Below are 26,806 nucleotides of genomic sequence, written 5' to 3' on the forward strand. Positions count from 1 at the left end.
TTATACCACTATAATATTGTAGTTTTTGAGAATAATTTAAATGTAAGCATATAATTTCTTTTTTATATAAAATTTAAATATAATAAGTGTTAACTAGTATTTACAAAGGAATAAGTAGTTCTTATGGAAGATTATAATTTTAAAATAAATAAGCTAGATAATAATACTCTTGAACTTTTATTAATAAATAGTTGGAAGAAAGAGAGACTCTCCAAAGATATAAAAGCAATACAAAAAGCCGATATATCCAAAGACCAAGAGCTTATTGTAAACTTTGAAGAGCTAAAAGAGTGTGATTCTTGTTCTATTATTTATTTAATCTCTTTTTTTAAAACCTTTGAAAAAATAAGCATAAAAAATCTAAACTCTTATGAAAAGATTTACAATTTTTACGAAAAACACTATCAAGACAATACTTTTAAATATGAAGAAAAAAATCAAACAATTAAAAATATCGGGAAAAAAGCCTATGAAATTTTTATATCTAGTATAAAATTTATAGAGTTTGCAGGACAAGTAGTTTACTTTTTTATCTACTCTTTAATGAATCCACGAAAAATGAGATTAAAAGCTATGTTCAAATACATAGATAGTTCTGCTGTAAATGCTTTGTTTATTGTAGGAATTACCTCTTTTTTAATTGGGGTAGTTATTGCTTATCAAGGTGCCGTTCAGCTAGAAAAGTTTGGTGCAAATATTTTCATAGTTGAGATGATTTCTATAACTATGTTTAGGGAAATAGCTCCACTTGTAACTGCAATCGTAATCGCAGGAAGAAGTGCTAGTTCATACACAGCAGAAATAGGAGCCATGAAAATAACCGAAGAGATAGATGCCATGCATACTATGAATTTTGAACCAACACTATTTTTAACTCTTCCTCGTATTTTTGCACTTGTAATATCTTTGCCTCTTTTAGTCTTTTTTGCAGACATTATAGGAATATTTGGTGGAATGGTTATCTCATATATTGATTTAAATATCTCTTTTTGGGAGTTTATTAATAGACTTGGACAAGAGATTCCCTTGAAACACTTTTTAATAGGAATCTTTAAATCAATATTTTTTGGAATAGCTATTGCACTTATTGGCTGTTATAGAGGTTTTCAAGTTCAAAACAACACTACAAGTATAGGTAGATACACTACTATAAGTGTTGTAAATGCTATATTTGTAGTAATTGCATTAAATGCAATATTTTCAGTGATATTTACAGAGATTGGAATATAATGGAGATAATTAAAGTAGATAGTTTATCAACACAGTTTGGAGATAATGTTGTGCATGATAATATCTCTTTTAGTGTAAATGAAAAAGAGATATTTGGCATAATAGGTGGAAGTGGTGCTGGAAAATCTGTACTTGTAAAACAAATAGTGATGTTAAATAATATTCAAAAGGGAAGTATAAAGGTTCTTGGTAAAGAGATATCAAATATAAGTTTAGATGAAAGCCAGATGATAAAACAGCAGTTTGCATATCTTTTCCAATTTGGAGCTTTGTACTCTTTTTTAAATGTGATTGAAAATATTAGTGTGATGTTAAATGAGTATACAGACTTACCAAAAGATTTAATTGAAAAGATTGCGTATACAAATTTGGAGATAGTAGGACTTCCAAAAAGTAGTGCCTTGTTGTATCCTTCAGAACTTAGTGGTGGGATGAAAAAAAGAGTTGCCCTAGCAAGAGCTATTGCTATGCAACCTAAAATTTTATTTTTGGATGAACCAACAAGTGGTTTAGATCCATCAAGTACAGAAAAAATAAATGAGTTAATAAGGTATTTAAAAGATATTTTGGGCATGACAATCATAATAATAACTCACGATTTAGGAACTATAAAAAGAGTTTTAGATAGATTTATAATACTTAAAAAAGAGATTATATTTGATGGGAACATAGAAGAAGCACTTAAGTCAAATAATGAATTTACAAGGGAATTTTTAAGAAGGAAAGGTGACTAATGGATACCAAAATTAATTTTTTTAAAATAGGACTTTTTATTGTAATTTCAACTGCACTTCTTTTAGGTGTAGTTTTTTGGCTTGGCAAATATGGCTTTGAAGATAAAAAGTTTGATAAGTATGCAATATATTTTAAAGAGTCTATTTCTGGATTAAATATTGGTTCAACTGTTAAATACAGGGGATTTGAAGTGGGAAGTGTAGAAGAGATAAAAATAAATCCTGATAATTCAGAAGAGATACAACTTGATATTATAATTAAAAAAGGAGTACCAATAAAAGCTGATATTTATGCAGTATTGGGAAACCTTGGAATTACAGGATTAAAATATATTGAGTTAAAAGGAGGAAGTAATAGCTCAGAACTTTTAAAACCAAATGAGTCAGGACTAAGAATTATTCCTTCTCGTACTTCAATGCTAGCCTCTCTAGAAGACTCAACAGCAGGTATCACAAGTGAATTATTACTGGTTTTAGTACAAATTAAAAAAGTACTAAATGATGAAAATATAAAAAACTTTTCTCAAACGATGATAAATACAAAAAATAGTATGGCTAATATTGAGCAAATCTCTGCACACTTAAATGAAAAACAAAAACTTTTTGATGAACTGTTTATAAATATGAATAAGTTTGTAAAAACAGGTAGTGAGTCTTTCGAAACAATGAGTAGTTCAGCAACTACAGTAAAATCATCAGCAGCCCAGTTCCAAAACCTATCGAAAAAACTTTTAGAAAATCTTGAAGCTGGTTCTTTTGATATGAAAGAGTTATCCCAAGAGAGTTTTGAAAAGTTAAATATTGTTTTAGATAGTTTAGAAAATACTATGGAAAAGAGTCAAAGATTAATAGATAATTTAAATCAAAGTCCAAGTGATATTATTTTTAAACAAAAAGATATTAAATATGGACCAGGAGAATCAAATGAGAACTAATATGAAAATTCTTTTTTTTATACTTATAGGAGTGTTATTTACAGCTTGCAGTTTTAAACAAAATAGTTTTGAAATAAATCGTTATGCTATTGATTTTAAATCAAATATAAATACTTTTGAAAGTAGCTCGGAATCCATATATATAGAAGCTCCTGATATGAATAAAAGTTTTAATACAAACTCCATTCTTTATACTCTAAAGCCTCATTTATTTGAAGAGTATGCAAAAAATAGATGGATAAACTTGCCAAGTAATATGATTCACAACTATTTAGTTGAAGCTGTAGAAAGTAGTAATCTTTACAAAGTTGCTTTACAAAAAAGGTCAAATATTGCATATGATTATACTTTAAAGACAAATGTTCTTAATCTTTATCATGAGGTTCAAGATACTAATTCATATGCAGTTTTAAAAATAAGATTTGATTTAGTATCAAATAAAAAACTTCTAAAAACTTACAGATATGATAAAAAAGTTTTATGTGAAACTACCAATGCCTATGGCTTTGTTATAGCTATAAATAAAGCTTTTGATGAGCTTAGCTCTGACTTGCTAGTTCAACTTAGTAAAGAGCTAGAGTAATCTTCTTTAAATCAATTTATTGGCAAGTTTTTCTAAACCTTTTTTTTGTAAAATATGTAGCTTGGAATCTTTTGTCCAATGATAGGTTTGCTCTTTGTAGTAGTTTAGAATTATTTCATTTATCTCTACTTTTATCTTTATAGTATTTTCTAGTAACTCTTTAATCTCACTGCTATCTAGTTCTTCAAAGTTGGCAAGTTTTATATATAAGGCACTTAGAAGTTCTTCATCTAAAAACTCTTTTGCTTTTTGTAAGAATTTTGTTACTTCCTTTTCACTAGCAAGCATATCATTCCATTTTCTTTCATTTTTTAGTTGATCTATGGCAACAGGAATATAAACTGGAACTAAATCTAATACCTTATTTAGCTCTATAAAATCATCATCAACTAAACTTCTAAAAAGCATTATTGCTCTATTTCTTATTTTAACTCTTAGATTGTCTTTTTTTATAACATCTTTATGTAAAAGTTCAAATCTTTTTAGTGCAGGAAGTTTTGAGTGGTTAAAGGCCATAATAGATACTAAAGGGTGCTTATCGGCAATTTGTTCAGCCCTTGAGCCATTTGGTCTACAAAATGCCCAATAAAGTCTGGCTTCCATATCTTCATGATATAGATATTTTTCATCTCCTAAGCTCTCAAAATCTGGGTCATCTTTTAGAAGTTCAACTTCATCTTTATAGGTTAAATTGAATAACTCTTCCATATCTCTCAAACTTTTGTATATTTTTTTTGTCACTAATTATAAACATAGTATTACTAACCAAGGACTCACTTATATCAAACTCTCCATCACTTAAAACCATAAGTAAATTATCACTTCTTATTTCACTTGATTTTTTTAAAAATCTTAGTACTTCATCAAAATCAGTACCTCCATCACTTTTAGGAATAAAGAGTTCATCTTGATTTAGGGGATTAAAACTATTAAATTGTATGATGTGTTCTTCTTTTACTTTTAAATCAAAGGGCAAAACGCTTACCTTGTATTCATAAAAACCATCACAAACATCTTTTACTACCCCTAAAAACTTTTTATACTCATCTAAACTAACACTTGATGAGCTATCAAGGGCTATATAAACTTCTATAAGTTCATCGCTTTTTTTATTGCCAGGAAGATATAAGCCACTATGGATAAATCTTCTATTGGGTCTATTGTAAGTACTTGTTTTCTCAAATAATGAAGCGATAAGATACTCTTTTAGGCTATCTTGCAAGGAAATTTCTGGTTTTATTAGGGTATCAATCTCTACTTGCAATCGAAGATACTCTTTTGAAGTTTTTTTAGCGATGGACAAAGCTTGGATAATGATACCATCAAGTTTCTCCCTCTCCCCTTGATCTGTTTTGTCATCATTTACTTCTTCAATATCAAGTTTTGAATCATCATAAATGCATGATTTTAATTTTCCTTTTTCATTGGGTTTTGTTTTTATCTCTTCATCTTCTTTTTTCTCTTGGGTAGATGATTCGCTATTTTCTTCTTGTTCTTTGTATAGGATTTCATATACTTCTTCCACACATTTATTTTCTAAATCTAAATCAAGAATCTCATCATTTGGAACTTCTCCTACATTTGAAAACTTTGACATAACCAAATTGATAACTAAATCACAAGCTTGGTTCCAAACTCTTTTTTTTCTAGTTTTTTTTCTATATGGGTGTTTGAGTACTATATGTAAAAGGGTGTGAGCATAAAGATAAGTTATCTCATCATCACTATATTTTGAGAGTTTTTCAAGGTCAACTTTTATTTTCATACCATTTGTTTGAAAGGCACTAAACTCATTTTGAGCATAATCTGTAGGAATAGAAAGGGCTAAGACTGATAAGAAAGGGTGATTAAATAAAAAATTTATTCGTATCTTTTGAAAAATCTCATCATATGATGTATTGTCCATACTTCTCCATCCATGAATCAAAGGCTTCTAGCTCAGCTATATCTTCATCTTTGATGATTAAATCTTTTATTAGCATAACATTAAACTCAACTGGCAGTTTATTGCAATACTCAAAAATATTTGTAGCTTGTTTTGTCTCTTTGTATTTTTCAATAATAGCTGCACATAGGGCATATAAAGCACTTGGTTCTTCTGGTACAATATCAGATGAGCCTGCTAATATTGCATCAATATCTGGTAGTGTTTTATAAACTTTTACAAAAGAGATGAACTCAATACCTGCACCATAACCCACACTTCCATATATGATTGGATTGATTGTTTTTATATCATTACTTTTCTTTATGATATTTGATAACATATCCCAAGCTCTTGGGGTACAAAAAGCAGGATTGGTTTCAGTTGAACCGGGAACTTCACTACTAAGTAAATCAGGTCTAAATCCTAAAAATCCTATGACAAAAGGGTGAATTTCATTTTTGATTGCCCAGATTTTAAAATCCTCATAGTTAGCTTCAAGTACAATATGCACCATTCTATTTATTAAAGGACTTGGCAGTTTAAAAACGATTCCTTTATCATCTATTTTATTTCCTGCACAAACTATTCTCCATCCCTTTGGCATGGAATATTCACCTATTTTTCTATCAAGAACTAGTTGATAAATGGCAGCTTGAACAGAAAGTGGTGCAGAGTTTAACTCATCTAAAAAGAGTATTCCCTTAGAGTTCTCATCAGAAGGCAAAAATATAGGTGGCATCCACTTTGTTTGCTCATTTGAGATGGTAGGAATTCCTCTTAAATCTATGGCATCAAGTTGAGATAATCGTACATCAATTATCTCCAAATTATTTTGTTTGGCTATATCATTTACAATATATGACTTTCCTATTCCTGGACTTCCATGGATAAATACTGGAATATCTGCATCAATTAGAGTTTGTAGTTGTTTGTATAGTTCTTGGGTACCAATTGCAGGGGTTATCATTTTTATTCCTATGAGAGTTTTATATCTTTTATTAGTGTGTTTAAATCAGAGTTTAATGAAGATATTTTTTCTAAGATTTTTTGTTTTTGTTGAGCATTTAGCTTAAATTTATTATCAATAGTTTCATACATTTTTAAACTATCTGCAAAGATATTTTGCATGATTTCTTGTTTTATTGCATCTTCAAAAAGTCCCATTTTATATCTCCTGATTATTTAAGTGGTGAACTAAATCACTATCCATACTTAGCAGATGTAAATCAAACCACTCTGGCAGTTTCTCAAGGTAATAAGCCTTTAACATTTTTTTTCCAAAAAGGGAGTGTGCATTTTTAATAAAATACTCCATTTCAGCAAGTACTTTATAGTGCTCATCTTTATGTTCTCTTATTGTGGGATAGTTATATTTTTCCATCAAAGTCTCTTCTTCAAAAAAGTGTTTTCTACTATGCTCAAGTAGCTCTTTTGACTTTGCAAGGATACTCTCCCCTGAGTTTATATCTACACTATTGTAAATATCTAAAAACTCTTTATGTAAAGTATCCATTTGAACAAAGTTAAGTAAATGTTTTTCGTCATCGAATTTTTTTAGTGTTTTCATTAAAAATTATATGCAAGTTTTATTCCAAGTTTTTTGTAAGGGTTATTTTGATAAAAAGTTCTAAAGGAAAAATATGAAATTTGACAAACTCTATAAAGGTAAGTTAGTAAAAAGATACAAAAGATTTTTGGCTGATATTATTTTAGAAAACGGGAAAGAGATAACAGCCCATGTGCCAAATAGTGGAGCGATGACCTCTTGTATAGAAGAGAATTGTCCTGTATGGGTAAGTTTTCATGATAATCCAAAAAGAAAACTAAAATACACACTAGAATTAACAAAGATGCATGATATTTTGATTTGTACAAATACAGGTGTGGCAAATAAGATTGCAATTGAGGCCATAGAAAATGCAACTATAAAAGAGCTTCAAGGATACACTTCACTAAAGCCTGAACAAAAGTATGGAGTAAATTCACGAATAGATATTTTATTGGAAAATGAAAATGAGAAATGTTATGTTGAAGTAAAAAGTGTAAGTTTAAAAATAGATAACACCTTAGCTTTTCCAGATGCGGTTACCACCAGAGGTAAAAAACACTTGGACGAACTAGTATCTATGGTAGAACTTGGACACAGAGCTGTAATGCTATATGTTATTCAAAGAACTGATAATCTGCCCTTTAGAATAGCAAATGAGATAGATAAAAAGTATAGTGAAACTTTAAAAGAAGCTATGAAAAAAGGTGTTGAGGTAATAGTATATCAATCCCAAATTACAAATGAAGATATATACATTAAAAAAGAATTAGCCTTAGACATATAAGAATAAATTAGTATTATAAATAGTTATTGATATTTTCATATGAATTAGATTTTTCATTATAATACTCAATTGAACCATCCATTAAATCATAATACCATCCATGAATAGTAATTTCTTTTGTATCAACCTTTCTTTTAATTGCAGGGTATGTTAAAAGGTTTTTTAATTGACATATTATGGAATTCTTTTCTGTTGCTTTATATATTTCTTCTTTGTTTTTATAAAGATGTTTGTTTTTTAGTGTTATCTGTTTTGCTTCTTCTCCTAATTCAAGCCATTTTCTTATATTTATATAATCATTTGTATCTGGGATATCTTCATATAGGCTTTGACATGCTCCACAGTGTGAATGGCCACAAACTATTATATTGGACACCTTTAATACAGATATGGCATATTCAATAGCTGAAGCATTACCATGAAATTCTCCGTCTGTACTATATGGTGGTACAAAATTACCTATATTTCTAAGTGTAAATAAGTCACCTGGTTTACTTCCAATCATAAAGTCAGTAGTAATTCTACTATCGCAGCAACTGATAAATAAAACTTTAGGTTTTTGTCCATTTATGATTAATTCTTGTAGGTCATCTTTAAACTCATCAAAATGATATTTACGAAATAGTTTATTACCTCGTATTAGGTTTTTAATTGGATGCATAGTTAGATAATAGCAATAAATAATGTAAGAAAAATGAAATTATTTAAATTTCAATTGAAAATATTGCACCAGCATTTGAGTTTTTAACACTAATACTTCCATTCATTTTATCTTCAATAATCATTTTTGTCATATATAGTCCAATTCCAGTGCCATACTCATACTTTGTTGTAAAATATGGGTCAAAAATTTTATCTGTAATCTTTTCGTCTATTCCTCCTGCATTATCTTCTATTTTTAAAGATAACTTATCACTCTTTTCTATGTATATTTTTATTTGTGGATTTTTAATATTCTTTTCTAGTAAGATATCTTTTGCATTTGATATTATATTCATAATAGCTTGAGAATATTCATTTTTATACCCATCTAGTTTATAGTTCTCTTTTATATCAATCAGAAGTTCAATATGATTAAAATCAAGGTTTGGTTTTACAATTTTAACTGCATTATTTATTGCCTCTTTTATATAAAAAAGTTCTTTTTGAGAGTTTGGATTAAAAAAGTTTCTAAAGTCATCAATAGTTTTTGACATATATTCAAGTAAGTCATTTGCTTCATTAACTCTATTTTGAAGATATTTTTTATCTAACTCTTTATAATCATATGCAGATTCAATATCTAAAAATAGTCCTGAAACTTGGGATAACGGTTGTCTCCATTGGTGAGCTATATTTCCAATCATTTCACCCATAGCTGCCATTTTTGATTTTTGTATTAATATATTTTGTTGTTTAGATTTTTCTTCCTTAAGAAGTGTTCTCTCTGTAATATCTCTTAAAGAAGCAAAAATTAAATTTTGATTTTCATAAGAATAAATGATTACATTTAATTCAATAGTTAGTATTTGATTTGTCTTAGTTAAGAGTTTAACTGTTTTAAATAAAGAGTTTGACTCCAATATTTCTTCTAATCTCAAATCTTTAAAAAGTTTGAAAAAGTCCTCATATAAAATCTCTTTTGAGCTGTAACCTACTATTTTAAGTGCCATACTATTTAGACTTAATATACTTGCAATTCCTTCTTTTATTTCAGAAATTATAAATCCATCATTACTATAATTAAAAAGTAAGGCATATTTTTCTTCATTTTGTTTTACTACTTTTCTATATTGATTAAAAAGTTCTTCAATCTTTCTTGTAAATATTAAAGAGAAGAAGAAAAATATTATGGTCATAACTGCAATTATGATGATAAGCTTTATAATATTTTTATATAGATTATCTAAAGAGATTTTGGTCTCTTTTTTTACTATCTCATTGATATTTGATAGATTTACACCCACTGCTATAAAATATCTATACTCTTTTATAAAAGTTCCATAAATAAGTTTTTGATTATAATCATAAAAAATTGATTCATTTGCTTTGTAGTTCGTTTTTATTAAGAGTTTTTTTACTGTTTCTATCTCTTTTTTGGATGTAGAGATGTTTTTTTCTATTAGAAGTTTACTCTCTTTAGTAATATCATTTAAGCTATTTATTTTATAAATAAATAAAAACTCATCATTGTTGAAGTTTTGAAGAGTAATTTTTTGTAAAAGTTTATTTTTGAGTTCTTCTTTACTACTTTCCAAGAAACTTGCAGAGCCAATTATTATTCCAAGCTCCTTTAGATGTCTTGTATAAGTAATTCTTTTATTTGGTTTATACCAATAGTATTCTAGATAGTTTTGAGTAGTTGAATTTGCATTTATCATATTGTTTATAAATTTTATACCATGTATATCTTCAAAGTCTAAAAAATTGACTCCTTCATTTCTAGGGTTATCTGTATTTAAAAGTAGTGTTCCATCTGTTTTTAACATAAAATAGTTTATGTCACTTTTCTCTTGAGCTATTTTTTTAAGAGATTTTTTTATAAGGTTTATCTGTTTGTCTTTTGAAAGCTTATCTGAGTTTTTATATAAGGAGTAGGATAAGTTATATGCAATGATAGATTGGTTCTTTATTCTTTGTTTTTTACTATTTAGTATTGAGAGTTTTTCAAATTCTATATCATTTTTCAAATTTTCAACTGATGTTTGTACATAAAACATCTCTCTTTCTATTAAGGTTTTTTTGAAACTTTTTATGTGAGTTTTAAAATTACTATATTCAGTTTTTATTAGAACTATTCCAATAATAGTAGCAACTATCAAGATAATAATTGTAGAACTTAATAGGGTGGTTTTTTTAATACCTTGTTCTACGGTTTGATTGGAGTTATTTTTCAAGATTTAGTTTATATCCCATATTTGAAATATTTTTAATACAATTAAATGGAATCTTTTTTCGTAAAAATCCTAATGAAGTTCTTAGTGAATTTAAACTCATATATTCTCCATTCCATACATGTTGTTCAATCTCTTCATAGGCTACAACTCTATCTTTATTTAAAACTAAAAGTTTTAGAAAGAGTAGTTCTTTTTTTGTTAGATTGATAACTTGACCTTTGTTATAAAATAAAGAGGTGTTATTGTCAAAATAAAACTCATCACCCAAAATAATTTTAAAGTCTTTTTCTTTTTCTAATGCTTCAACTGCTTTTGAAAGAGCCGGAAGAAGATTTCTACTTGTAAGAGGTTTTATAATATATTTTTCTAAGTTTAATTCGATGGCATCCATCAAATAGTTTTTTTCACTAAAGGCTGTTGAGATTATAATTTTTGTGTTCTTGTCTTTTTCTCTTATTTTTTTTGCTAAAGATATACCATCTATTTTTGGCATCTTTATATCTGTTAAAATAATATCAGGATGATATTTAGTATAAAGTTCGTATCCCTCTTCTCCATCTTTTGCTTCATAAAGTTCATTGAACATACGATTTAAAAAGCGTGAATTGATTGTTCTTACGCCTTCATCATCTTCAATGTATAAAATAGTATATTTTTTAAAATCATCCATGTTACCTCTTTTTAAAGCAAAAGAGAAAATTAACTCTCTTTTGCTTTTTTTATTTTAGCTGAAAATTCACCAATTAAAGGCACTAACAATAAAATTATTGTTATAACTAATATTGATAAAGTAATAGGTCTCTCCCATAGAAAAGATAAAGAACCATCACTAATAGTTAATGCTCTTCTTAAATTACTCTCCATCATTCCTCCCAAAATAAAACCTAAAATCATAGGAGCCATTGGGAAATCAACGATTCGTAAAAATAGTGCAACAACAGCAAATAAAGTCATCATATAGATATCAAAGTTGTTAAATGTTACCAAATAAACACCAATAAGTGAAAAGAATATAATCAATGGCAACAACAATTGTTTAGGCAATGTCAACAGTTTTGCAATATATGGAATCAATGGTAAATTTAAAACCAATAATACCATGTTACCAATATACATAGAGATAATAACTGACCAAAATAGCTCTGGATTATCCACATACATAGTAGGTCCTGGCTGAATTCCATAAGAAATCAATGCACCTAAAATAATAGCTGTAGTACCACTTCCTGGTATACCTAAAGTAAGTAAAGGTACAAAAGAACCTGAACAAGCGGCATTATTTGCACTTTCAGGAGCTGCTAGACCCTTTACACTTCCTTTTCCAAAGTTTAGTTTATCTTTTATATTTGCAATTGATCTTTCCATCCCATATGCTAAAAATGAAGCAATAGTCGCACCTGCTCCGGGAAGAACTCCAATAAAGAAACCAAGGACAGAAGATCTACCAATTGTAGGAACCATCTCTTTTACTTCTTCACGTGAAAGTTTTAGACTTCCAATATCTTTTTTAAGAGCTTCTTCTTCCTCTTTTGTAGTCTTATGGTTTTCTAAAACATTCATTAAAGCTTCAGATAAAGCAAAGGCTGCCATAGCTAAAAGTAAGAATGAAATACCATCAATCAAGTCCAATCTTCCAAATGTAAATCTAGCAATACCAGAGTCAGAATCACTTCCAACAGTTGCCAACATAAGACCAAATATAGTCATAATAGCGGCTTTTAAAAACTTTCCTTTTCCAGCAAATGCTGCAACTGCGGTAAGTCCTAGAACCATCAGAGCAAAATAATCAGATGATTGAAAACTTAAACTAACAGATGCTAAAGCAGGTGCTGCAAAAAGTAAAAAAATAGCTGCAATTGTTCCACCTGAAAATGAAGAATAAGCAGCAATTGCTAAGGCTTTCCCCGCATGACCACTTTTTGCCATAGGGTAACCATCAAATGATGAGGCAACCGTTCCTGCAACTCCTGGAGCATTAATCAAAATAGATGAAGTAGAACCTCCAAATATCGCACCATAATAAACCCCTGCAATCAAAATCAATCCAGAGGAAGGATCCATTCCATAAGTAATAGGAATCATCAAAGCAATTGCTGATATTGGTCCTAGACCTGGTAGCATACCAATAAAAGTACCTGCAAAACATCCAATTGCAACCATTAGGATATTATATGAGCTTAGAGCAGTTCCTGCTCCTTGTAATATACCATCTAACATTATTGAACTCCTAATAAATTATTGATAAAGTCACCTACATCTATATATACCCCTAAAACATTATTTAGTAATAGATAAAATCCTATAGATACTCCAACTGATATTAAAAATATTCTTTTTATATTTCTCTCTTTTAATATAATAAATCCTATTGCTAAAAATATTGCTGTAGAGATAATAAAACCTAAAGGTCTTATTGTGAAACCATAAAAAATCATAAGTAGAATGAAAAACGATGTTGTTTTTAAATCTAGATTCTTTAAATATGATAAAGTTAGATAATCTCTCTCTTTTTCTAATAGTGATAAGATTAATAATATTATTGATACTATAATTCCTGTTAATCCAATATAGTAAGGAAATGTTGAAGCAGTCATAACTTCAAACTGTGCCATTGGCATTTTTTTTATACTAAATACAGAATAAAAATAGAAACTTGAAAAAGCTAAAAAGAATATTGAACCTATTGTATTTTTTGTCATTAATTGTCCTTTATATAAATAGAGCAAAAGCCCTATTTATCTTATAGAAATCCCATTTCTTTCATTAAAATTGAGATACTTGTTTCTTGCTTTTCTAGAAATTTTTTGAAGAAAGTTGTTGGTTTATATAAGTTACCCCACCCATTTCTTACTCTAACTGTTTCCCACTCTTTTGTTTTATACATTTCACCAATAACTTTTGCGAAAGCATTGATTTTTTCTTCTGGTAGGTTTGGTGCTCCAAAAAAACCTCTCCAGTTTGCAAAAAATGCATCAACACCCATACTCTTGAAACTAGGAATACCATCTATTGATTCATCAGATGTTACACCAATGATTCTTAATTCACCTTTTTTATGTTTTTCTAAAACTTCTCCAAGTCCTGTTGATAAAATATCAACTTCACCTGTTAAGAGTCCTGCAAGTGCTTTTCCTCCTGCATCATAAGGAACATATCTTACATTTGTTGGGTTTCCACCAGCAGCTTTGAAAATTTGTGCAGCTACAAGATGGTCCATACTTCCTCTTGAACTCCCACCTGCAATTTTTACATCTCTTGGATTTTTATCAAAAGCAGCTTTTATATCAGCCCAAGTTTTATATTTAGAATCTTTACTAACAGCTAAAACTCCATAATCTGCAACAACAGCAGATACAAGAGATAAGTCCCTAAATGATTGAGGAAATACACCTTGTAATGATCTAATCACAATAGGAGTAGAGTTAACCATTAATGTATTTTGTTGCTTACTTGCTGTTTCAATAATGTAAGCAATAGCTTTTCCCCCACCACCTCCTGACATATTTTCAAAAGAAGTTTCTTCAACTAAACCAGACTTTTTAAGAGCTTCCCCAACTCCCCTAGCCGTTCCATCCCATCCCCCACCAGCACCACCAGGGATTAAGAAGTGAATCTTTTCAACGCTTGATGCTGCAGAGGTTACAGCCATACCAGCTATTAAACAACCAGTAAGTGCAACATTTTTACAGATTTTTGAGATTTGTAATTTCATTTTTTGTCCTTTTGTTTTTTAACTATTCTAATAGTAAATGAAAAAAATGTAAGAAAAGTAAAATAAATATTTATTTTACAAATTTATGTGTTTTATTTATTAGAGGTATTTAAAAATGAGCTTGTTATCCTAAAAAAGGCTTAATAGAACTTTTTATATATTAGATGATGATAATTGAAAAGAATGTAAGAAAATAAAAAAATAGTTTAATTTTTATATGGAGGTTACTTTAAAGATAGCAAAAATTGCTATCTTTTTTTAAAACTCGGCACTTGCAACCCAGTCAGCTGGTTCTTCTAAGAAAGAGACTATCTCTTCTAAAACCTTTTTATGTTTTACTTCTTCTGCTGCAATTTGTAAAAAGATTGACTTTTCAGTAATACTCTCTAATTCTTCTGCTTTTTGAGCATAAAAGTTTTTAGAGTTCTCTTCTCTTACTATTGCATCTTTGTAGAATTGGATTTGTTCTTTGTCTAAATCAATATTGTCTTTTTCTTGAGTTAGTGTTTGGAAAATTGTTTTAGTATCGGTAATTAAATCTAATTTTTCTAAATCAATATCCTCTTTTTTCATCATATTTTTAAATATATTGTAATGCTTTACCTCTTCATCTGCCAACATAGTAAAAATTCTTTTTAAACCTGGATTTTGAGCTTTTGATACCATCTCTCGATAGTAAGCTTCACCTTCTTTTTCAACCTTCATCGCATATTCATACACATTCATACTTGCCCCTTATAAATAAATATATCTTAAATAGTAACATAAGCATTTATAATTTATTCTTATATTGAATTTGCAGTTGATTTCTTGGTTAGATTGTTAATTATTTTGTTAAGAGTAAAGGTTCTTTTGAGGCTTTTATAGGGCAAAAAAAAAGAGGCTTCGCGGGCCTCTTTCTTAGGAGAACAAATGAAGACGTTCGTATTCGTCTTATAAGAAAATTATAACAGCTGATGATAAATGAATAAACAACCAAAGGTTAACAAAAAGACAACCCGATAAAAAATTGATAAATTTATATAAAATGAGAGATTTTCAGGCAAAAAAAAAGAGGCTTCGCGGGCCTCTTTCCTTTTAGGAGTAAATGAAAAAAAAGACGTTCGTATTCGCCTTGTAAAGAAAGTATAACAAGTGATGATAAATGGATAAATAATCAATGGTTAATGGATGGATAACTGGTATATGAATCTTGCTCTTGAACACCTAAAGGTTTCCGCTCTTTACTTTCTTTTGTTGAAAAGAAAGTAACAAAGAAAGCAACTGCCGAGTTGATGAAGGCGAAGCTTCCCTCGCTTATTGATTTACTCTTTTCTGCCCTGTAAAACTCGCTAAAGAGTGCATTTAGCACTCTTCTTACGCTCAGACAGTTTCGGGCTTGTTTCGAAAAGAGTAAATCAAACACTCGGCTTCATCAAAGGCAGAATTTAGTGCCATGCGGTTAAAATTGTGACTATTTAAAATTAATTAAATTAAATTTACTTTGCATGTCTTTAATTGAATGATATCTTAATTTTGTATTATCCGATAAACCATTTTCTATAAAGCTTTTAAAATGTAAATTATCGATTTTATCAATTCTAAGTTTTCCTGTCATAATAAAATATATTAATCTTGTTAATGCAAAAGTTTCATGAAAAATTTTATAGTTTTTAAACCCACCTACAATATCTAATTTTGGGTCATTTAAAGAACCTTTATATTCTGTGTTATCACTAGTTAAGACACTTTCTTTTATTTTGATAAGTCCAAAATCTGAAATTTTTACTACAATTAAATTATTATCATAAATTTTCAAAAGAGTATTTGTAGTACTAATATCTCGATGCAATCCAAAATCTTCATTAATATAGTTAAAAGCTTTAAAAACTTGATTTATAATATTCTTTCTTTGAGATATTATTAACTTTGTATTATTTTTATTAATGTATTCAAGAAGTGTAATATCAGCATATTCCATACTGTATGAATTTTCATTTTCATCGTAATTGTAGACTTCTAGAATATAAGGAGAATTCATTTGTTTCATTGAATTATATTCCAATTTAAATCTTTCTAATTCTTTTAAGTTTAAATTTGTTTTTGCTTTTTTTAATGCAAAATGTTTATTATAAAAATTATCTTTATATTTGAAAACTTTTGCATAAGAGCCTTCTCCTATTAATTTTAATTTAAAATTATTCATATTTACATTTATTGACGTAGTTAATTCAAAAATTGGTTTTGATTCAATTATTTTAATTTGTTCAAAATCTTCTGGAATTTGACTTCCTCCACTTGGTGATAGAAATGTAGAGCAAGTATTTAATGTATTTTTATAATATTCTTTCATAGTGTAAGAATATTTGTAGTTTTCTAATTCGTTGAGCAAATTATTAATTTCATTTATTGAATTTATTAATTCTCTACTTTCATGTGCATTATAATGTGAATTGTAAATTTTTTGATTTAAAAAATTAAATAATGTATTAAAATTAAAATGAAAATATGCAAACAGATATTTTATTTTTACATTTTCAATATTATCATAGAATGGTAAATATTTAATTATCATTGATTTTATTTCTTCGTTAATAAGTTCTAAATATTTATTATCTATATAAATTTCTATATATTTATGATTATCCATTTAAAGGTTTACCTTTATGAAAATAGAATTAGTTAATTAGTTTATCAAAAAATATTTTAAATAAGTTAGATTTTTATGGTGAAAAAAATTATAATTCTGATTAGAGGTTAATATTTTTGTTCTAATCAAGGAAGAGGGACATTTTAAGCAAAGGAGCATAGGCTCCTATGTGAGTGCTTAAAATGTGTTTCTGACGCAGAGTAGGGCAAAAAGATTGACCTCTAAACTCTGGCTTCTTCTCTTTTTTGTAGGTATAGCCATTTTTCGTCTACTCTTTTTTGCCATTCTTCAATGATATGCTCATTTTCTGGCTTAAACAAGTGCTTAAATCTTGGTTGAAAACCTAAGTAATCTCTTACAGGTACTATATTTTTTGGTCTATATGTGATATTTAACTCTGTTCCATCAATGATTTCATATAGTGGGAAAACTAAAGAATCAACTGCTAAATCAGATGCTTCGATAGTTTCATGTGGTTGGAACTTCCACTCTGTTGTACAGGCACTCATCGCGTTTATAAACACTGGTCCTTTTGTTGCAAATCCTGTTTGGATTTTTTTAACCATATCTTTCCATTTGTTTGGTGCCACTTGTGCTACATATGGAGAACCATGCGCTGCCATGATTGAAAGCATATCTTTTTTGTTTCTTTTTTCTCCATAAGAGTCACTTCCTGCTGGTGCTGTTGTTGTAGATGAACCAATAGGAGTTGAAGATGATCTTTGACCTCCTGTATTTGCGTAAACTTCATTGTCTAAACAAACATACATCATGTCATGACCTCTTTCAAAACATCCAGAAATCCATTGAAAACCAATATCATAAGTTGCACCATCCCCACCAAATGCCACAAATTTTGGTTCAGGAGTTGATGGGTCGATTCTTCCTTTTTTTCTTAACACTTTGTTCATAGTCTCAGCACCAGCAATTGCAGTTGAGGCATTTTCAAAGCCAATATGAATCCAAGAACAATCCCATGACGTATGTGGATAAATAGCTGTACAAACTTCTAAACATCCAGTTGCAGCAGATACTACTAAGTTGTCATTTGTTGCATTTAATACTTCTCTTACAATAATTGAGTGTGCACAACCTGGACATAAAACGTGAGAACCCTCAAATCTTTCAGCCGCAGTTGAAAACGTTTTTAAGTTTTTGATTACTTTTTGATTACTCATATTTTTTCCTTAGTGTTCATAAAAACTTAATTCAGGACCTCTAACACCATGAAGTGTTTGAATTTTCCCGTTAAGTTTTCCATTTTTTGCTTCTTCATTTAAAGAAACGAAGATATCTTTTAATTCATTTACAATAATATCTCTTCCACCTAAACCATAAACTAAGTTTTTAAGAATTGGTCTTGCTGGTGTATTAAACAAGGCTCCCGCAACTTCATTGTATAAAGTTCCAACAGTTCCACCAGGTGCAGATCTATCCATACATGCTATAGCTTTTACATTTTGTAATTTTGAAGCTAATTGAGTAAGTGGAAATGGTCTAAATAGTCTTGGTGCAATAACACCAGCTTTTATACCACTCTCTTCTCTAATTGCATCAACTGCAATCATAGCTGTCTCATAAGTTGTACCTAAACATACAATTACAACATCAGCATCGTCTACTTTATAAGTTTCAACGATATTATATTTTCTGCCACTTACTTTTTCAAACTCTGCAAAAACCTCTTCAACAACTGGAAGTGAACCCATAAGTGCTGCGTGTTGTTTTGCTTTATGTTCAAAGTGCCAGTCATGTTCAGTTTGAACACCATGAGTAACTGGTTTTGTAAAATCAAGCATGGCATTTACTTGTACATAATCACCAACAAAATCATAAGCAACTTTATCAGATAAAGGTCTTACTGTTTGAGCTGTATGAGAAGTCAAAAATCCATCTTGATTAGAGATAACTGGAAGTCTTACATCTTTATGTTCTCCTATTCTAAAGGCACATAATGTTAAGTCATAAGCTTCTTGAGCATTAAATGAATCTAATTGAATCCATCCACAGTCTCTTGTTAAATACATATCAGAGTGGTCACCATTTACATTTAGTGGTGCTGCTAAGGCTCTATTTACTAAACATAAAACAGCAGGGATTCTCATACCAGAACATTGGTATAAAACTTCAACCATAAGTGCACAACCTTGAGATGAAGTAGCAGTTGCAACTCTTCCTCCTGCAGCACCTGCACCTACACATCCTGACATAGCAGCATGTTCTGATTCAACCATAATGATTTCACCATCAACATAACCATTTGAATGTAAGGCAGCATAGTTTTCAACAGTATTAGTTGAAGGAGTAATAGGATATGCAGCAACTACATCAACAGCAGCTTGTCTAAATGCTTGTGCGTTACATGTATTTCCATCCCAAACTTCTACTTTGTTTAGTTCCATTTCTTTGCTATTCATTATTTCTCACCTTTTTCTTTTTTCTCTGGCCACTTTGTTAGTGCAATTTCGTTTTTTTCTGTTTCATTAAACATAAGCAGTGATTTTGGATTTGTTGGACATACTTCAACACAAATCCCACAACCTTTACAGTGGTCATAATCAATACCCTTCATCTCTTTATCTCTTGAGATAATAGCTGTATCTGGACAATATAACCAACAGTTTTGACAGTCAATACATAGCTCTGTATTCCATACTGGTTTGATTACTCTCCAATCTCCTACATAAAGATTTTTAGAATTTGTCTCTGCATAAGTTCTATTTTCTGGTTGTACTTCAGCAATCATCCCATCAACTGTCTGGTCAAATGAAAATAGTGCCGCCCCAGGTACTAATTCATCCCAACCCATATCTTTTATTGATTTACTCATTCTTTGCTCCTTAATGTACTTCGTTATATGCTCTCTCAATAGCAATCATATTTGCATCGATTACTTTTTGAGGAAGTTTTTTTAGAACTGCTTTCATTGCATTTTGGAAATAGTCTAATTCAAACATACCACTTATTTTCATAAATGCACCAAGCATTGGAGTATTTGGAATAGGTCTTCCAATAGTCTCTTGTGAAATTTGTAAACAGTCCAATATAAATGTTCTCTCTTCTCTACCACTTAAAGCTGGAACTGCTTCTATTAGCTCATCTTTGTTTAGGTGTGTTGTAATTATGTACTTAGTATCTTCAGTTTCATTAGCTGTAAAATCATCAGTAAATACTAAAGCTGGGTCTAGAATAAATACAAAATTAGGTCTCATAAATTTTTCGTGATTTATGATTTGTTTATCATCAATTCTGTTATATGCAGTCATTGATGCACCTCTTTTTGCAGAACCATAAAATGCAAAAGCTTGCACCTCTTTTCCTGTTTCAGCTACAACTGAACCTAAACCTTTTGCCCCGGTTACTGCCCCTTGTCCCGCTCGGCTGTGCCATCTAATCTCTAGCATGTTTTAGCTCCTAATTATTAACTATACTTATATTTCATGAATGATATTTTGCAAACATCATAAAAATTGCAAACATTCTATCTGTATAAATCTTAGGTGAATTTTAAAGTAAAAATAGTAATATTTTTTTATTATTTAATATTAAGAATAGTATGGTTTATCCTATGTTTTTGTGTAATTTTAATAAGAGCAAATGACCATTAAGTGATAAATAAGATTATATTAATATAAAAAGCATATCAAATCTGGATGATAAATTTTACAAATCCCCTAATTATCGTCTTTATTTATAATAAAAAGTTGATTATTTACAAATTTTGAAAAAAAATTGATTTGAAAATAAATCTAAGCTTAAATTGGCTAGATTTTTATAGTATGCTATGTTTATGCTATTAAAATCTAAAGGAATTTGCACGTTTACTTTACTTAAAATGTGATTTTTATAAGAATTGCATATATTTTTTTGATAAAAATGATGAATAAATGAGATATGTTTAGTAAATAAATAAGATATAAAATTTAAGTTTCTAACAAGTTTATATTAGTGGGAAAACCCACTAATATTATTCTATTTCATCTGAGTAATCAGCTGCTGCCATTCTTGTTAGTTGTCTAAATCTATATTGTGCATCAGATTTATTTTTAGCCAATAATTCATCTGCAAATTTAGGATTTAATTTTTTTAATGAAATATATCTATTCTCTTGCATTAAGAACTGCTCATATTTATCCCAGTCTGGTTTTTTACCAGAAATTTTGATTGGGTTTTTACCTTCATCAATTTTTCTAGGGTCAAATGTATAAATTGGCCAGTAACCACAATCTGTTGCTAACTGTCCTTGGTCAACTGATTTCATCAATCCACCTTTAATACCATGGGCAATACAAGGAGAGTAGGCAATCACTAAAGAAGGACCATTATACTCTTCAGCCTCTTTCATAGCTTGAGCTGTCTGTTTTTGACTAGCTCTTGAGTTGATTTGTGCCACATAGATATTTCCATATGTCATAGAAATATAACCTAAGTCTTTTTTAGCACTTGGTTTTCCATCATTTGTAAAGTCTGCAATAGAACCAGCACGTGCTGATTTTGAAGATTGTCCACCTGTATTTGAGTAAACTTCTGTATCAACTACAAGTACATTTACATTTTCACCAGTTGCAAGTACATGGTCAAGTCCACCATAACCAATGTCATATGCCCAACCATCTCCACCGATAATCCATTGAGATTTTCTTACAATGTATTTTTTTAGACTTAATAAATCAGCAACACCAGGTGCATCTTGATTTTGTTCTAATTGTGGAACTAGTTTATCTCTAATCTCTTGAGTTTTTATACCATCATTTCTATTTTCAATCCACTCTTTATATAGAACTTTCAATGGATTAGAAACTTCTTCCATCGTATCTTCCATAATTCTATTCATTCTATTTCTAATAGCTTCATTTGCATGGTGCATACCATATCCAAATTCAGCAGTATCTTCAAATAGTGAGTTTGCCCATGCTGGACCTTCACCTTTTTCATTTTTAGTATATGGAGTTGATGGTGCAGAAGCAGAATAAATTGAAGTACATCCTGTAGCATTTGCAATCATCATTCTATCACCAAACATTTGAGTAGCTAGTTTTATATATGGAGTCTCACCACATCCTGGACATGCTGAATGGAACTCAAATAAAGGTTTAGCAAACTGTGAACCTTTTAAGGAATCTTTAGATACTAAATAATCTTTGTATGTAACATCGTTAAATAAATAATCTGCATTTTCTTGTTCCCCATCATCTGCTTCTTGAGCATATGGAACCATTTTAAGAGATTTTTCTGCTGTTGGACAGATATCAACACAAACATTACATCCTGTACAATCTAAAATTGATACTTGGATTTTGTATTTTAGGTTTTGGTCTTTTAGACCTTTTCCTGTTGCATCAATAGAGTATTTTTTAACACCTTCAGGAGCATTTTCAAACTCATCTTCATCCATCAAGAATGGACGAATAACAGCATGTGGACACTCAAATGCACATTGGTTACATTGGATACAGGTATCTTCATTCCACTCAGGAACCATTGTTGCAATTCCTCTTTTTTCGTATTTTGTAGAACCATTTTCAAATGTACCGTCTTCTCTATCTGAGAAAATTGATACAGGAAGAGTATCACCTTTTGCTGCATTTACAACTTTTGCAAAGTTTTCTACAAAATCTGAGCCTTTATAGTTTGAGTTAAGAACTAATGGCCCTGCTTGAATATTTGTCCATGATGGATCAACTTCAACTTCTTCAATTCCACCTTCTCCTGCGTCAATTGCTGCATAGTTCATCTTAACGATTTCTTCACCTTTGTTTCCATAGGCTTTTTCAGCATACTCTTTCATATACTCTTTTGCAGTTTCATAATCAATAACTTTAGCAAGTTTAAAAAATGCAGCTTGCATAATAGTATTTGTTCTATTTCCTAGCCCAATATCTCTAGCTAATTTAGTAGCATTGATTATGTAGAATTTAACTTTTTTATCAGCTAAGATTTTTTTAACTCTGTCTGGTATTTTAGCAACGATATCTTCTGCACTGTTGATTGAGTTAAGTAAGAATATCCCACCTTCTCTAATATTATCGATTACTTCATACTGCTCTAAATAAACCTCTTTTGAACAGGCAATAAATCCAGGAGTTGATACAAGATATGTAGACCTAATTGGACTTTTACTAAATCTTAGATGTGATCTTGTGTAACCACCAGATTTTTTTGAATCATATGCAAAGTATGCTTGGGCATATAAATCAGTTTTATCCCCAATAATTTTCACTGAGTTTTTATTTGCCCCAACTGTACCATCTGCACCTAATCCATAAAATAGACACTCATTTACATCTTCAACCACAGCAACATTTTTACCAACTTCTATTGAAGTAAAGGTAACATCATCATTAATACCAACAGTGAAGTTATCTTTTGAGTTATCAGATGCTAAGTTATCATATAAAGCAATGATTTGTGCAGGAGGAACATCTTTAGAAGATAATCCATATCTACCACCGATAATTTTAGGTTGTTTTTTTTCATTATAGAATACTGATTTAATATCTAAGTATAAAGGTTCACCTAAACTACCTGGTTCTTTTGTTCTATCAATAACACAAATTCTTTCAACTGATTTTGGTAATACATTCATAAAATACTTAGTTGAGAAAGGTCTATATAAATGAACAGTTAATAAACCAACTTTTCTTCCTTGTGTAGTTAAGTAATCAATAGTCTCTTTGATAGTCTCTGTTACAGAACCCATGGCAATAATAATATCAGTTGCATTTTCATCTCCATAGTAAGTAAATGGAGCATACTCTCTTCCTGTTACTTTTGAAATCTCTTGCATATACTCATTTACTATATCTGGAACCGCGTTATAAAATTTATTTGATGCTTCTCTTCCTTGGAAGTAGATATCATCATTTTGTGCAGTACCTCTTGTAATTGGAGATTCTGGATTTAAAGAAGTGTCTCTAAATGTCTGAACTGCTTTTTTATCTAAAAGTTTATCAAATACATCATAATCCATAACTTCAACTTTGTTGATTTCATGTGATGTTCTAAATCCATCAAAAAAATGTAAAAATGGAACTCTACCTTTAACCGCAGCTAAATGAGCAACTCCCCCTAAATCCATAACTTCTTGAACTGAACCAGTTGCAAGCATAGCAAACCCTGTTGCTCTTGCACTCATAACATCTTGGTGATCTCCAAATATTGAAAGAGCATGAGCAGCTAATGCTCTAGCACTTACATGAATAACACCTGGCAATAATTGTCCAGCAACTTTATACATATTAGGAATTTTTAATAATAAACCTTGTGATGCTGTATATGTAGTTGTTAATGCACCTGCTTGTAATGAACCATGAAATGTACCCGCTGCCCCCGCTTCACTTTGCATTTCAATTACTTTTGGAATTCCACCAAATAAGTTCTTTTTACCCTGAGTTGCCCATTTCTCAGTATTATCCCCCATTTGAGAAGAAGGTGTAATTGGATAAACTCCAGCTACTTCAGTAAAAGCATATGACACATATGCTGCTGCTTCATTCCCATCCATCGTTGCGAATTTTTTTGACATACAAACCCCTTAGTCTTTTTAATCATACTATCAATCTATGTTTAGATAATTATAATTAATAATTATAACTAATTTCTTGATATTAATTTATTTTAAGATTAAAGAATTTAAAACTATATTAAATATGAAAGTTATTTGCAGATACTTTTTCAATAAGTTTTACTGCTTCAAGTGAATTCTTTGAGATAAAACTAGTAAGTTCTTTTAACTCTTCTTCTTTGCCATAACCACATAAAACAGCAACAGAGTTCACACCAGCACTATTTGCACATAAGATATCAAGATGAGTGTCACCTATCATCCAAATATTTGAGGTTTTACTTAAGTTCATTTGTTCTAAAGTATTTAAAATTGGTTCTGGGTGTGGTTTGGGATTTTCAACATGCTCTCGCCCTGTAACAATTTCAAAGTATTTAAGTATGCCAAAGTGCTCAAGTATTGGAATAGTATATTTACCTGTTTTAGTTGTAACAATAGATAGCCTAGCAAATTTACTTGCCGCTTCTAAGGATTCTATAGCATTTTCTAATAGCAAAGTTTTTGTTGTTGATATTGTTTTATATCTTTGTTTATAAGTATCCACAAAATCCCAAGCAAGTTCTTGCTCAACACCTAGTTCCATAAACATAATTTCTAAAGGGTAACCAATGAGTGATTTTATATCTTCATCATCTCCTTGAAAATCAAAATTCATTTTTTCAAATGAGTGATGAAAAGTTGATACAATTGCATCTGTTGAGTCAATTAGGGTACCATCCAAATCAAATAGTATTATGTTCTCCAATATTTTTCCTTTTTAATCATCTTTTTTTATCCAATCTTTTTGATTATGCATAATACCCAAAAATGTTGGTTCTATATTTTGTATTTTTTTGCTAACTGCTGTAATTGAGTTAGGAATATATAAAAACAGATAGGGAGTATCATTTGCAATGATATTAAATATCTTTCTATATATTTTACCCAATTCTTCTTTGTCTACAGTTGTTGAACCTTTAACAATAAGTTCATCAACCTTTTTATTTGAGTAGCCTACCAAATTAAAAGCACCAGTTCTTCTAGAATCACTATGCCACAATGGATATGCATCTGGCATAAGAGCTAAACTCCAACCAAGAACAATCGCTTCAAACTTTCTTGGATGAACAACTGTATTTAAAAAAGCTTGCCATTCCATAACTCTTATACTCATTTTAACACCAATTTTTGCAAGCTGATATTGAATGATTTGCGTAGCATTGAGTCTAGTTTCATTTCCTGTGTTTGTTATGACTTCAAAACTTAAAGGCTTGTTTTCATCATAACCTGCAAGTTTAAGTAAACGTTTTGCCTCTTTTAAATCTTGTTTTATTGCTTTGACATCTTTGTCATAAGCAAAAGTTCCCGGCAAAAAAGGGCCATTACAAACTTGTCCATGACCAAAGAAAAGTATATCCACAATCTCTTTTCTATCTATGGCTAAAGAGAGGGCTTTTCTTACATTTATATCTTTAAACTTTTTATTGTTTAAATTAAAGCCAAGATATGAGTAAGCAAAAGCAGGCTGTTCTACTATTTGAAAGTTTTTTAAAAATTCTTTATCTATTTGTCTATCAATTTGTAGGGGAGTTAATCCTCCAACATCAAGTTTGTTTTGTTTTAAAAACAAAAATGAAGTTGTAGGGTCTGGTAAAAACTTATAATTTATTTCATCAATTTTAGGTCTGCCTTCAAAGTATTTATCAAAAGCAAATAGTCTTATATCACTTCCAACTTTAAAACTATCTAGTTTATATGAACCAGTTCCAATGGGGTGTTTATTAAAATCACTTTTCATTAAATCTTTTTCATCTTTTAGAAGATGTTTTGGCAATATCCCTGTCATCCATATCTCTAAAGCTTTGAAGTATGGCTTTTTGTAAATAACTTCTAAAGTAAAATCATCAATTTTTGAGATACTTTTCACTTCTTTATAATTGGACTTAATAGCAGTGAAAACTTTTGGGTCATGAATTTTATTAAATGTAAAAATAACATCATCTGCACTAAATTTTTCTCCATCATGCCATAAAACATCATCTCTTAGATTTATTATTAAATGAGTATTTGAAACAAACTTATATGAAGAGGCAAGCTCTGGGATAATATTTCCATTTTTATCATATTTAAAAAGTCCATTAAAAAGCCATTGAGTTATCTCGCTACTTGCACTATCACTTGCTAGGATTGGATTTAGTCTACTAGGACTAGATGAAATTGATAAGTTTAAAGTACTTGCACTTAAATAAGTGAATAATGAAAAGTGAATGATGAATAATAAAAGGAATCGTTTCATGGATGTAT

The 26,806-nt window shown here is 29.8% G+C and carries 25 protein-coding genes; 5 read left to right on the forward strand and 20 right to left on the reverse strand.

Features of this window, described 5'->3' with window-relative positions; all coding sequences use genetic code 11:
- The first annotated feature begins 123 nt into the window (after nucleotides 1-123).
- From ACNI28_RS07560 to ACNI28_RS07575, 4 genes are read left to right on the forward strand one after another with little or no spacing between them, the layout of a single operon-like run.
- The gene (locus tag ACNI28_RS07560; RefSeq protein ID WP_419763661.1) at nucleotides 124-1,230 is read left to right on the forward strand and encodes an MlaE family ABC transporter permease; all 1,107 of its coding nucleotides are present in this window, start codon (nucleotides 124-126) and stop codon (nucleotides 1,228-1,230) included.
- Nucleotides 1,230-1,964, forward strand: coding sequence for an ABC transporter ATP-binding protein (locus ACNI28_RS07565; RefSeq protein ID WP_419763662.1), 735 nt, complete (start codon nucleotides 1,230-1,232; stop codon nucleotides 1,962-1,964). Before ACNI28_RS07560 ends, ACNI28_RS07565 begins: the two co-directional genes overlap by 1 nt.
- On the forward strand, nucleotides 1,964-2,899 hold the full coding sequence (locus ACNI28_RS07570; RefSeq protein ID WP_419763663.1) for an MlaD family protein: 936 nt from the start codon (nucleotides 1,964-1,966) through the stop codon (nucleotides 2,897-2,899). Before ACNI28_RS07565 ends, ACNI28_RS07570 begins: the two co-directional genes overlap by 1 nt.
- Complete coding sequence (locus ACNI28_RS07575) at nucleotides 2,889-3,482, forward strand: ABC-type transport auxiliary lipoprotein family protein (RefSeq protein WP_419763664.1); 594 nt, start codon at nucleotides 2,889-2,891, stop codon at nucleotides 3,480-3,482. Before ACNI28_RS07570 ends, ACNI28_RS07575 begins: the two co-directional genes overlap by 11 nt.
- A 6-nt stretch (nucleotides 3,483-3,488) precedes the next feature.
- Here the strand turns inward: ACNI28_RS07575 and ACNI28_RS07580 are convergent, their stop codons facing one another.
- The 5 genes from ACNI28_RS07580 to ACNI28_RS07600 are packed head-to-tail and all read right to left on the reverse strand — an operon-like array spanning nucleotide 3,489 to nucleotide 6,976.
- Entirely contained in the window at nucleotides 3,489-4,190 is a 702-nt protein-coding gene (locus tag ACNI28_RS07580; protein ID WP_419763665.1) for a hypothetical protein, read from the reverse strand.
- Nucleotides 4,162-5,388: a vWA domain-containing protein gene (locus ACNI28_RS07585; RefSeq protein WP_419763666.1), complete on the reverse strand. Its 1,227-nt coding sequence runs from the start codon at nucleotides 5,386-5,388 to the stop codon at nucleotides 4,162-4,164. Before ACNI28_RS07585 ends, ACNI28_RS07580 begins: the two co-directional genes overlap by 29 nt.
- Entirely contained in the window at nucleotides 5,369-6,376 is a 1,008-nt protein-coding gene (locus tag ACNI28_RS07590; RefSeq protein WP_419763667.1) for an ATP-binding protein, read from the reverse strand. Before ACNI28_RS07590 ends, ACNI28_RS07585 begins: the two co-directional genes overlap by 20 nt.
- A gap of 8 nt (nucleotides 6,377-6,384) precedes the next feature.
- Complete coding sequence (locus ACNI28_RS07595) at nucleotides 6,385-6,573, reverse strand: hypothetical protein (protein WP_419763668.1); 189 nt, start codon at nucleotides 6,571-6,573, stop codon at nucleotides 6,385-6,387.
- A gap of 1 nt (nucleotide 6,574) precedes the next feature.
- The gene (locus tag ACNI28_RS07600) at nucleotides 6,575-6,976 is read right to left on the reverse strand and encodes a bacteriohemerythrin (RefSeq protein ID WP_419763669.1); all 402 of its coding nucleotides are present in this window, start codon (nucleotides 6,974-6,976) and stop codon (nucleotides 6,575-6,577) included.
- Nucleotides 6,977-7,049: 73 nt separating this feature from the next.
- On the opposite strand from ACNI28_RS07600, the gene sfsA reads away from it, so the two are divergent.
- A complete protein-coding gene (gene sfsA, locus ACNI28_RS07605) occupies nucleotides 7,050-7,742 on the forward strand; it encodes a DNA/RNA nuclease SfsA (protein ID WP_419763670.1) in 693 nt (230 codons plus the stop codon).
- A 13-nt stretch (nucleotides 7,743-7,755) separates the two neighbouring features.
- On the opposite strand, the gene ACNI28_RS07610 is transcribed toward sfsA, so the two are convergent.
- The 15 genes from ACNI28_RS07610 to ACNI28_RS07680 form a co-directional block, all read right to left on the reverse strand.
- Nucleotides 7,756-8,403: a carbonic anhydrase gene (locus tag ACNI28_RS07610; protein WP_419763671.1), complete on the reverse strand. Its 648-nt coding sequence runs from the start codon at nucleotides 8,401-8,403 to the stop codon at nucleotides 7,756-7,758.
- Between the two features lie 43 nt (nucleotides 8,404-8,446).
- A complete protein-coding gene (locus tag ACNI28_RS07615) occupies nucleotides 8,447-10,618 on the reverse strand; it encodes a sensor histidine kinase (RefSeq protein ID WP_419763672.1) in 2,172 nt (723 codons plus the stop codon).
- Entirely contained in the window at nucleotides 10,608-11,288 is a 681-nt protein-coding gene (locus ACNI28_RS07620; protein ID WP_419763673.1) for a response regulator transcription factor, read from the reverse strand. The genes ACNI28_RS07615 and ACNI28_RS07620 overlap by 11 nt, the downstream gene beginning before the upstream one ends.
- A 29-nt stretch (nucleotides 11,289-11,317) precedes the next feature.
- Entirely contained in the window at nucleotides 11,318-12,835 is a 1,518-nt protein-coding gene (locus tag ACNI28_RS07625) for a tripartite tricarboxylate transporter permease (RefSeq protein ID WP_419763674.1), read from the reverse strand.
- Nucleotides 12,835-13,317: a tripartite tricarboxylate transporter TctB family protein gene (locus ACNI28_RS07630; RefSeq protein WP_419763675.1), complete on the reverse strand. Its 483-nt coding sequence runs from the start codon at nucleotides 13,315-13,317 to the stop codon at nucleotides 12,835-12,837. The genes ACNI28_RS07625 and ACNI28_RS07630 overlap by 1 nt, the downstream gene beginning before the upstream one ends.
- 41 nt (nucleotides 13,318-13,358) lie before the next feature.
- The gene (locus tag ACNI28_RS07635) at nucleotides 13,359-14,330 is read right to left on the reverse strand and encodes a tripartite tricarboxylate transporter substrate binding protein (protein WP_419763676.1); all 972 of its coding nucleotides are present in this window, start codon (nucleotides 14,328-14,330) and stop codon (nucleotides 13,359-13,361) included.
- A 258-nt stretch (nucleotides 14,331-14,588) separates the two neighbouring features.
- Nucleotides 14,589-15,056, reverse strand: a complete 468-nt coding sequence (locus tag ACNI28_RS07640; protein WP_419763677.1) for a ferritin-like domain-containing protein — start codon at nucleotides 15,054-15,056, stop codon at nucleotides 14,589-14,591.
- Between the two features lie 727 nt (nucleotides 15,057-15,783).
- Complete coding sequence (locus ACNI28_RS07645; RefSeq protein WP_419763678.1) at nucleotides 15,784-16,959, reverse strand: protein kinase family protein; 1,176 nt, start codon at nucleotides 16,957-16,959, stop codon at nucleotides 15,784-15,786.
- Nucleotides 16,960-17,180: 221 nt separating this feature from the next.
- Nucleotides 17,181-18,137 (reverse strand): thiamine pyrophosphate-dependent enzyme, encoded by a 957-nt coding sequence (locus ACNI28_RS07650; protein ID WP_298753618.1) that lies wholly within the window; start codon nucleotides 18,135-18,137, stop codon nucleotides 17,181-17,183.
- 9 nt (nucleotides 18,138-18,146) lie between these two features.
- A complete protein-coding gene (locus tag ACNI28_RS07655; RefSeq protein ID WP_419763679.1) occupies nucleotides 18,147-19,376 on the reverse strand; it encodes a 2-oxoacid:ferredoxin oxidoreductase subunit alpha in 1,230 nt (409 codons plus the stop codon).
- Nucleotides 19,376-19,789: a 4Fe-4S binding protein gene (locus ACNI28_RS07660; protein ID WP_419763680.1), complete on the reverse strand. Its 414-nt coding sequence runs from the start codon at nucleotides 19,787-19,789 to the stop codon at nucleotides 19,376-19,378. The genes ACNI28_RS07655 and ACNI28_RS07660 overlap by 1 nt, the downstream gene beginning before the upstream one ends.
- Before the next feature lie 10 nt (nucleotides 19,790-19,799).
- Complete coding sequence (locus tag ACNI28_RS07665; RefSeq protein WP_419763681.1) at nucleotides 19,800-20,363, reverse strand: pyruvate flavodoxin oxidoreductase subunit gamma; 564 nt, start codon at nucleotides 20,361-20,363, stop codon at nucleotides 19,800-19,802.
- A gap of 563 nt (nucleotides 20,364-20,926) precedes the next feature.
- Entirely contained in the window at nucleotides 20,927-24,484 is a 3,558-nt protein-coding gene (gene nifJ, locus ACNI28_RS07670) for a pyruvate:ferredoxin (flavodoxin) oxidoreductase (protein WP_419763682.1), read from the reverse strand.
- 118 nt (nucleotides 24,485-24,602) lie between these two features.
- Nucleotides 24,603-25,268 carry an HAD family hydrolase gene (locus ACNI28_RS07675; protein ID WP_419763683.1) on the reverse strand — a complete coding sequence of 222 codons (666 nt, stop codon included), beginning with the start codon at nucleotides 25,266-25,268 and terminating at the stop codon, nucleotides 24,603-24,605.
- Nucleotides 25,269-25,280: 12 nt separating this feature from the next.
- Nucleotides 25,281-26,798, reverse strand: coding sequence for a peptide-binding protein (locus ACNI28_RS07680; protein ID WP_419763684.1), 1,518 nt, complete (start codon nucleotides 26,796-26,798; stop codon nucleotides 25,281-25,283).
- Nucleotides 26,799-26,806 lie beyond the last annotated feature (8 nt).

It is taken from the genome of Arcobacter denitrificans (SeqCode) (assembly GCF_048571185.1).
GTDB lineage: Bacteria > Campylobacterota > Campylobacteria > Campylobacterales > Arcobacteraceae > Arcobacter > Arcobacter denitrificans.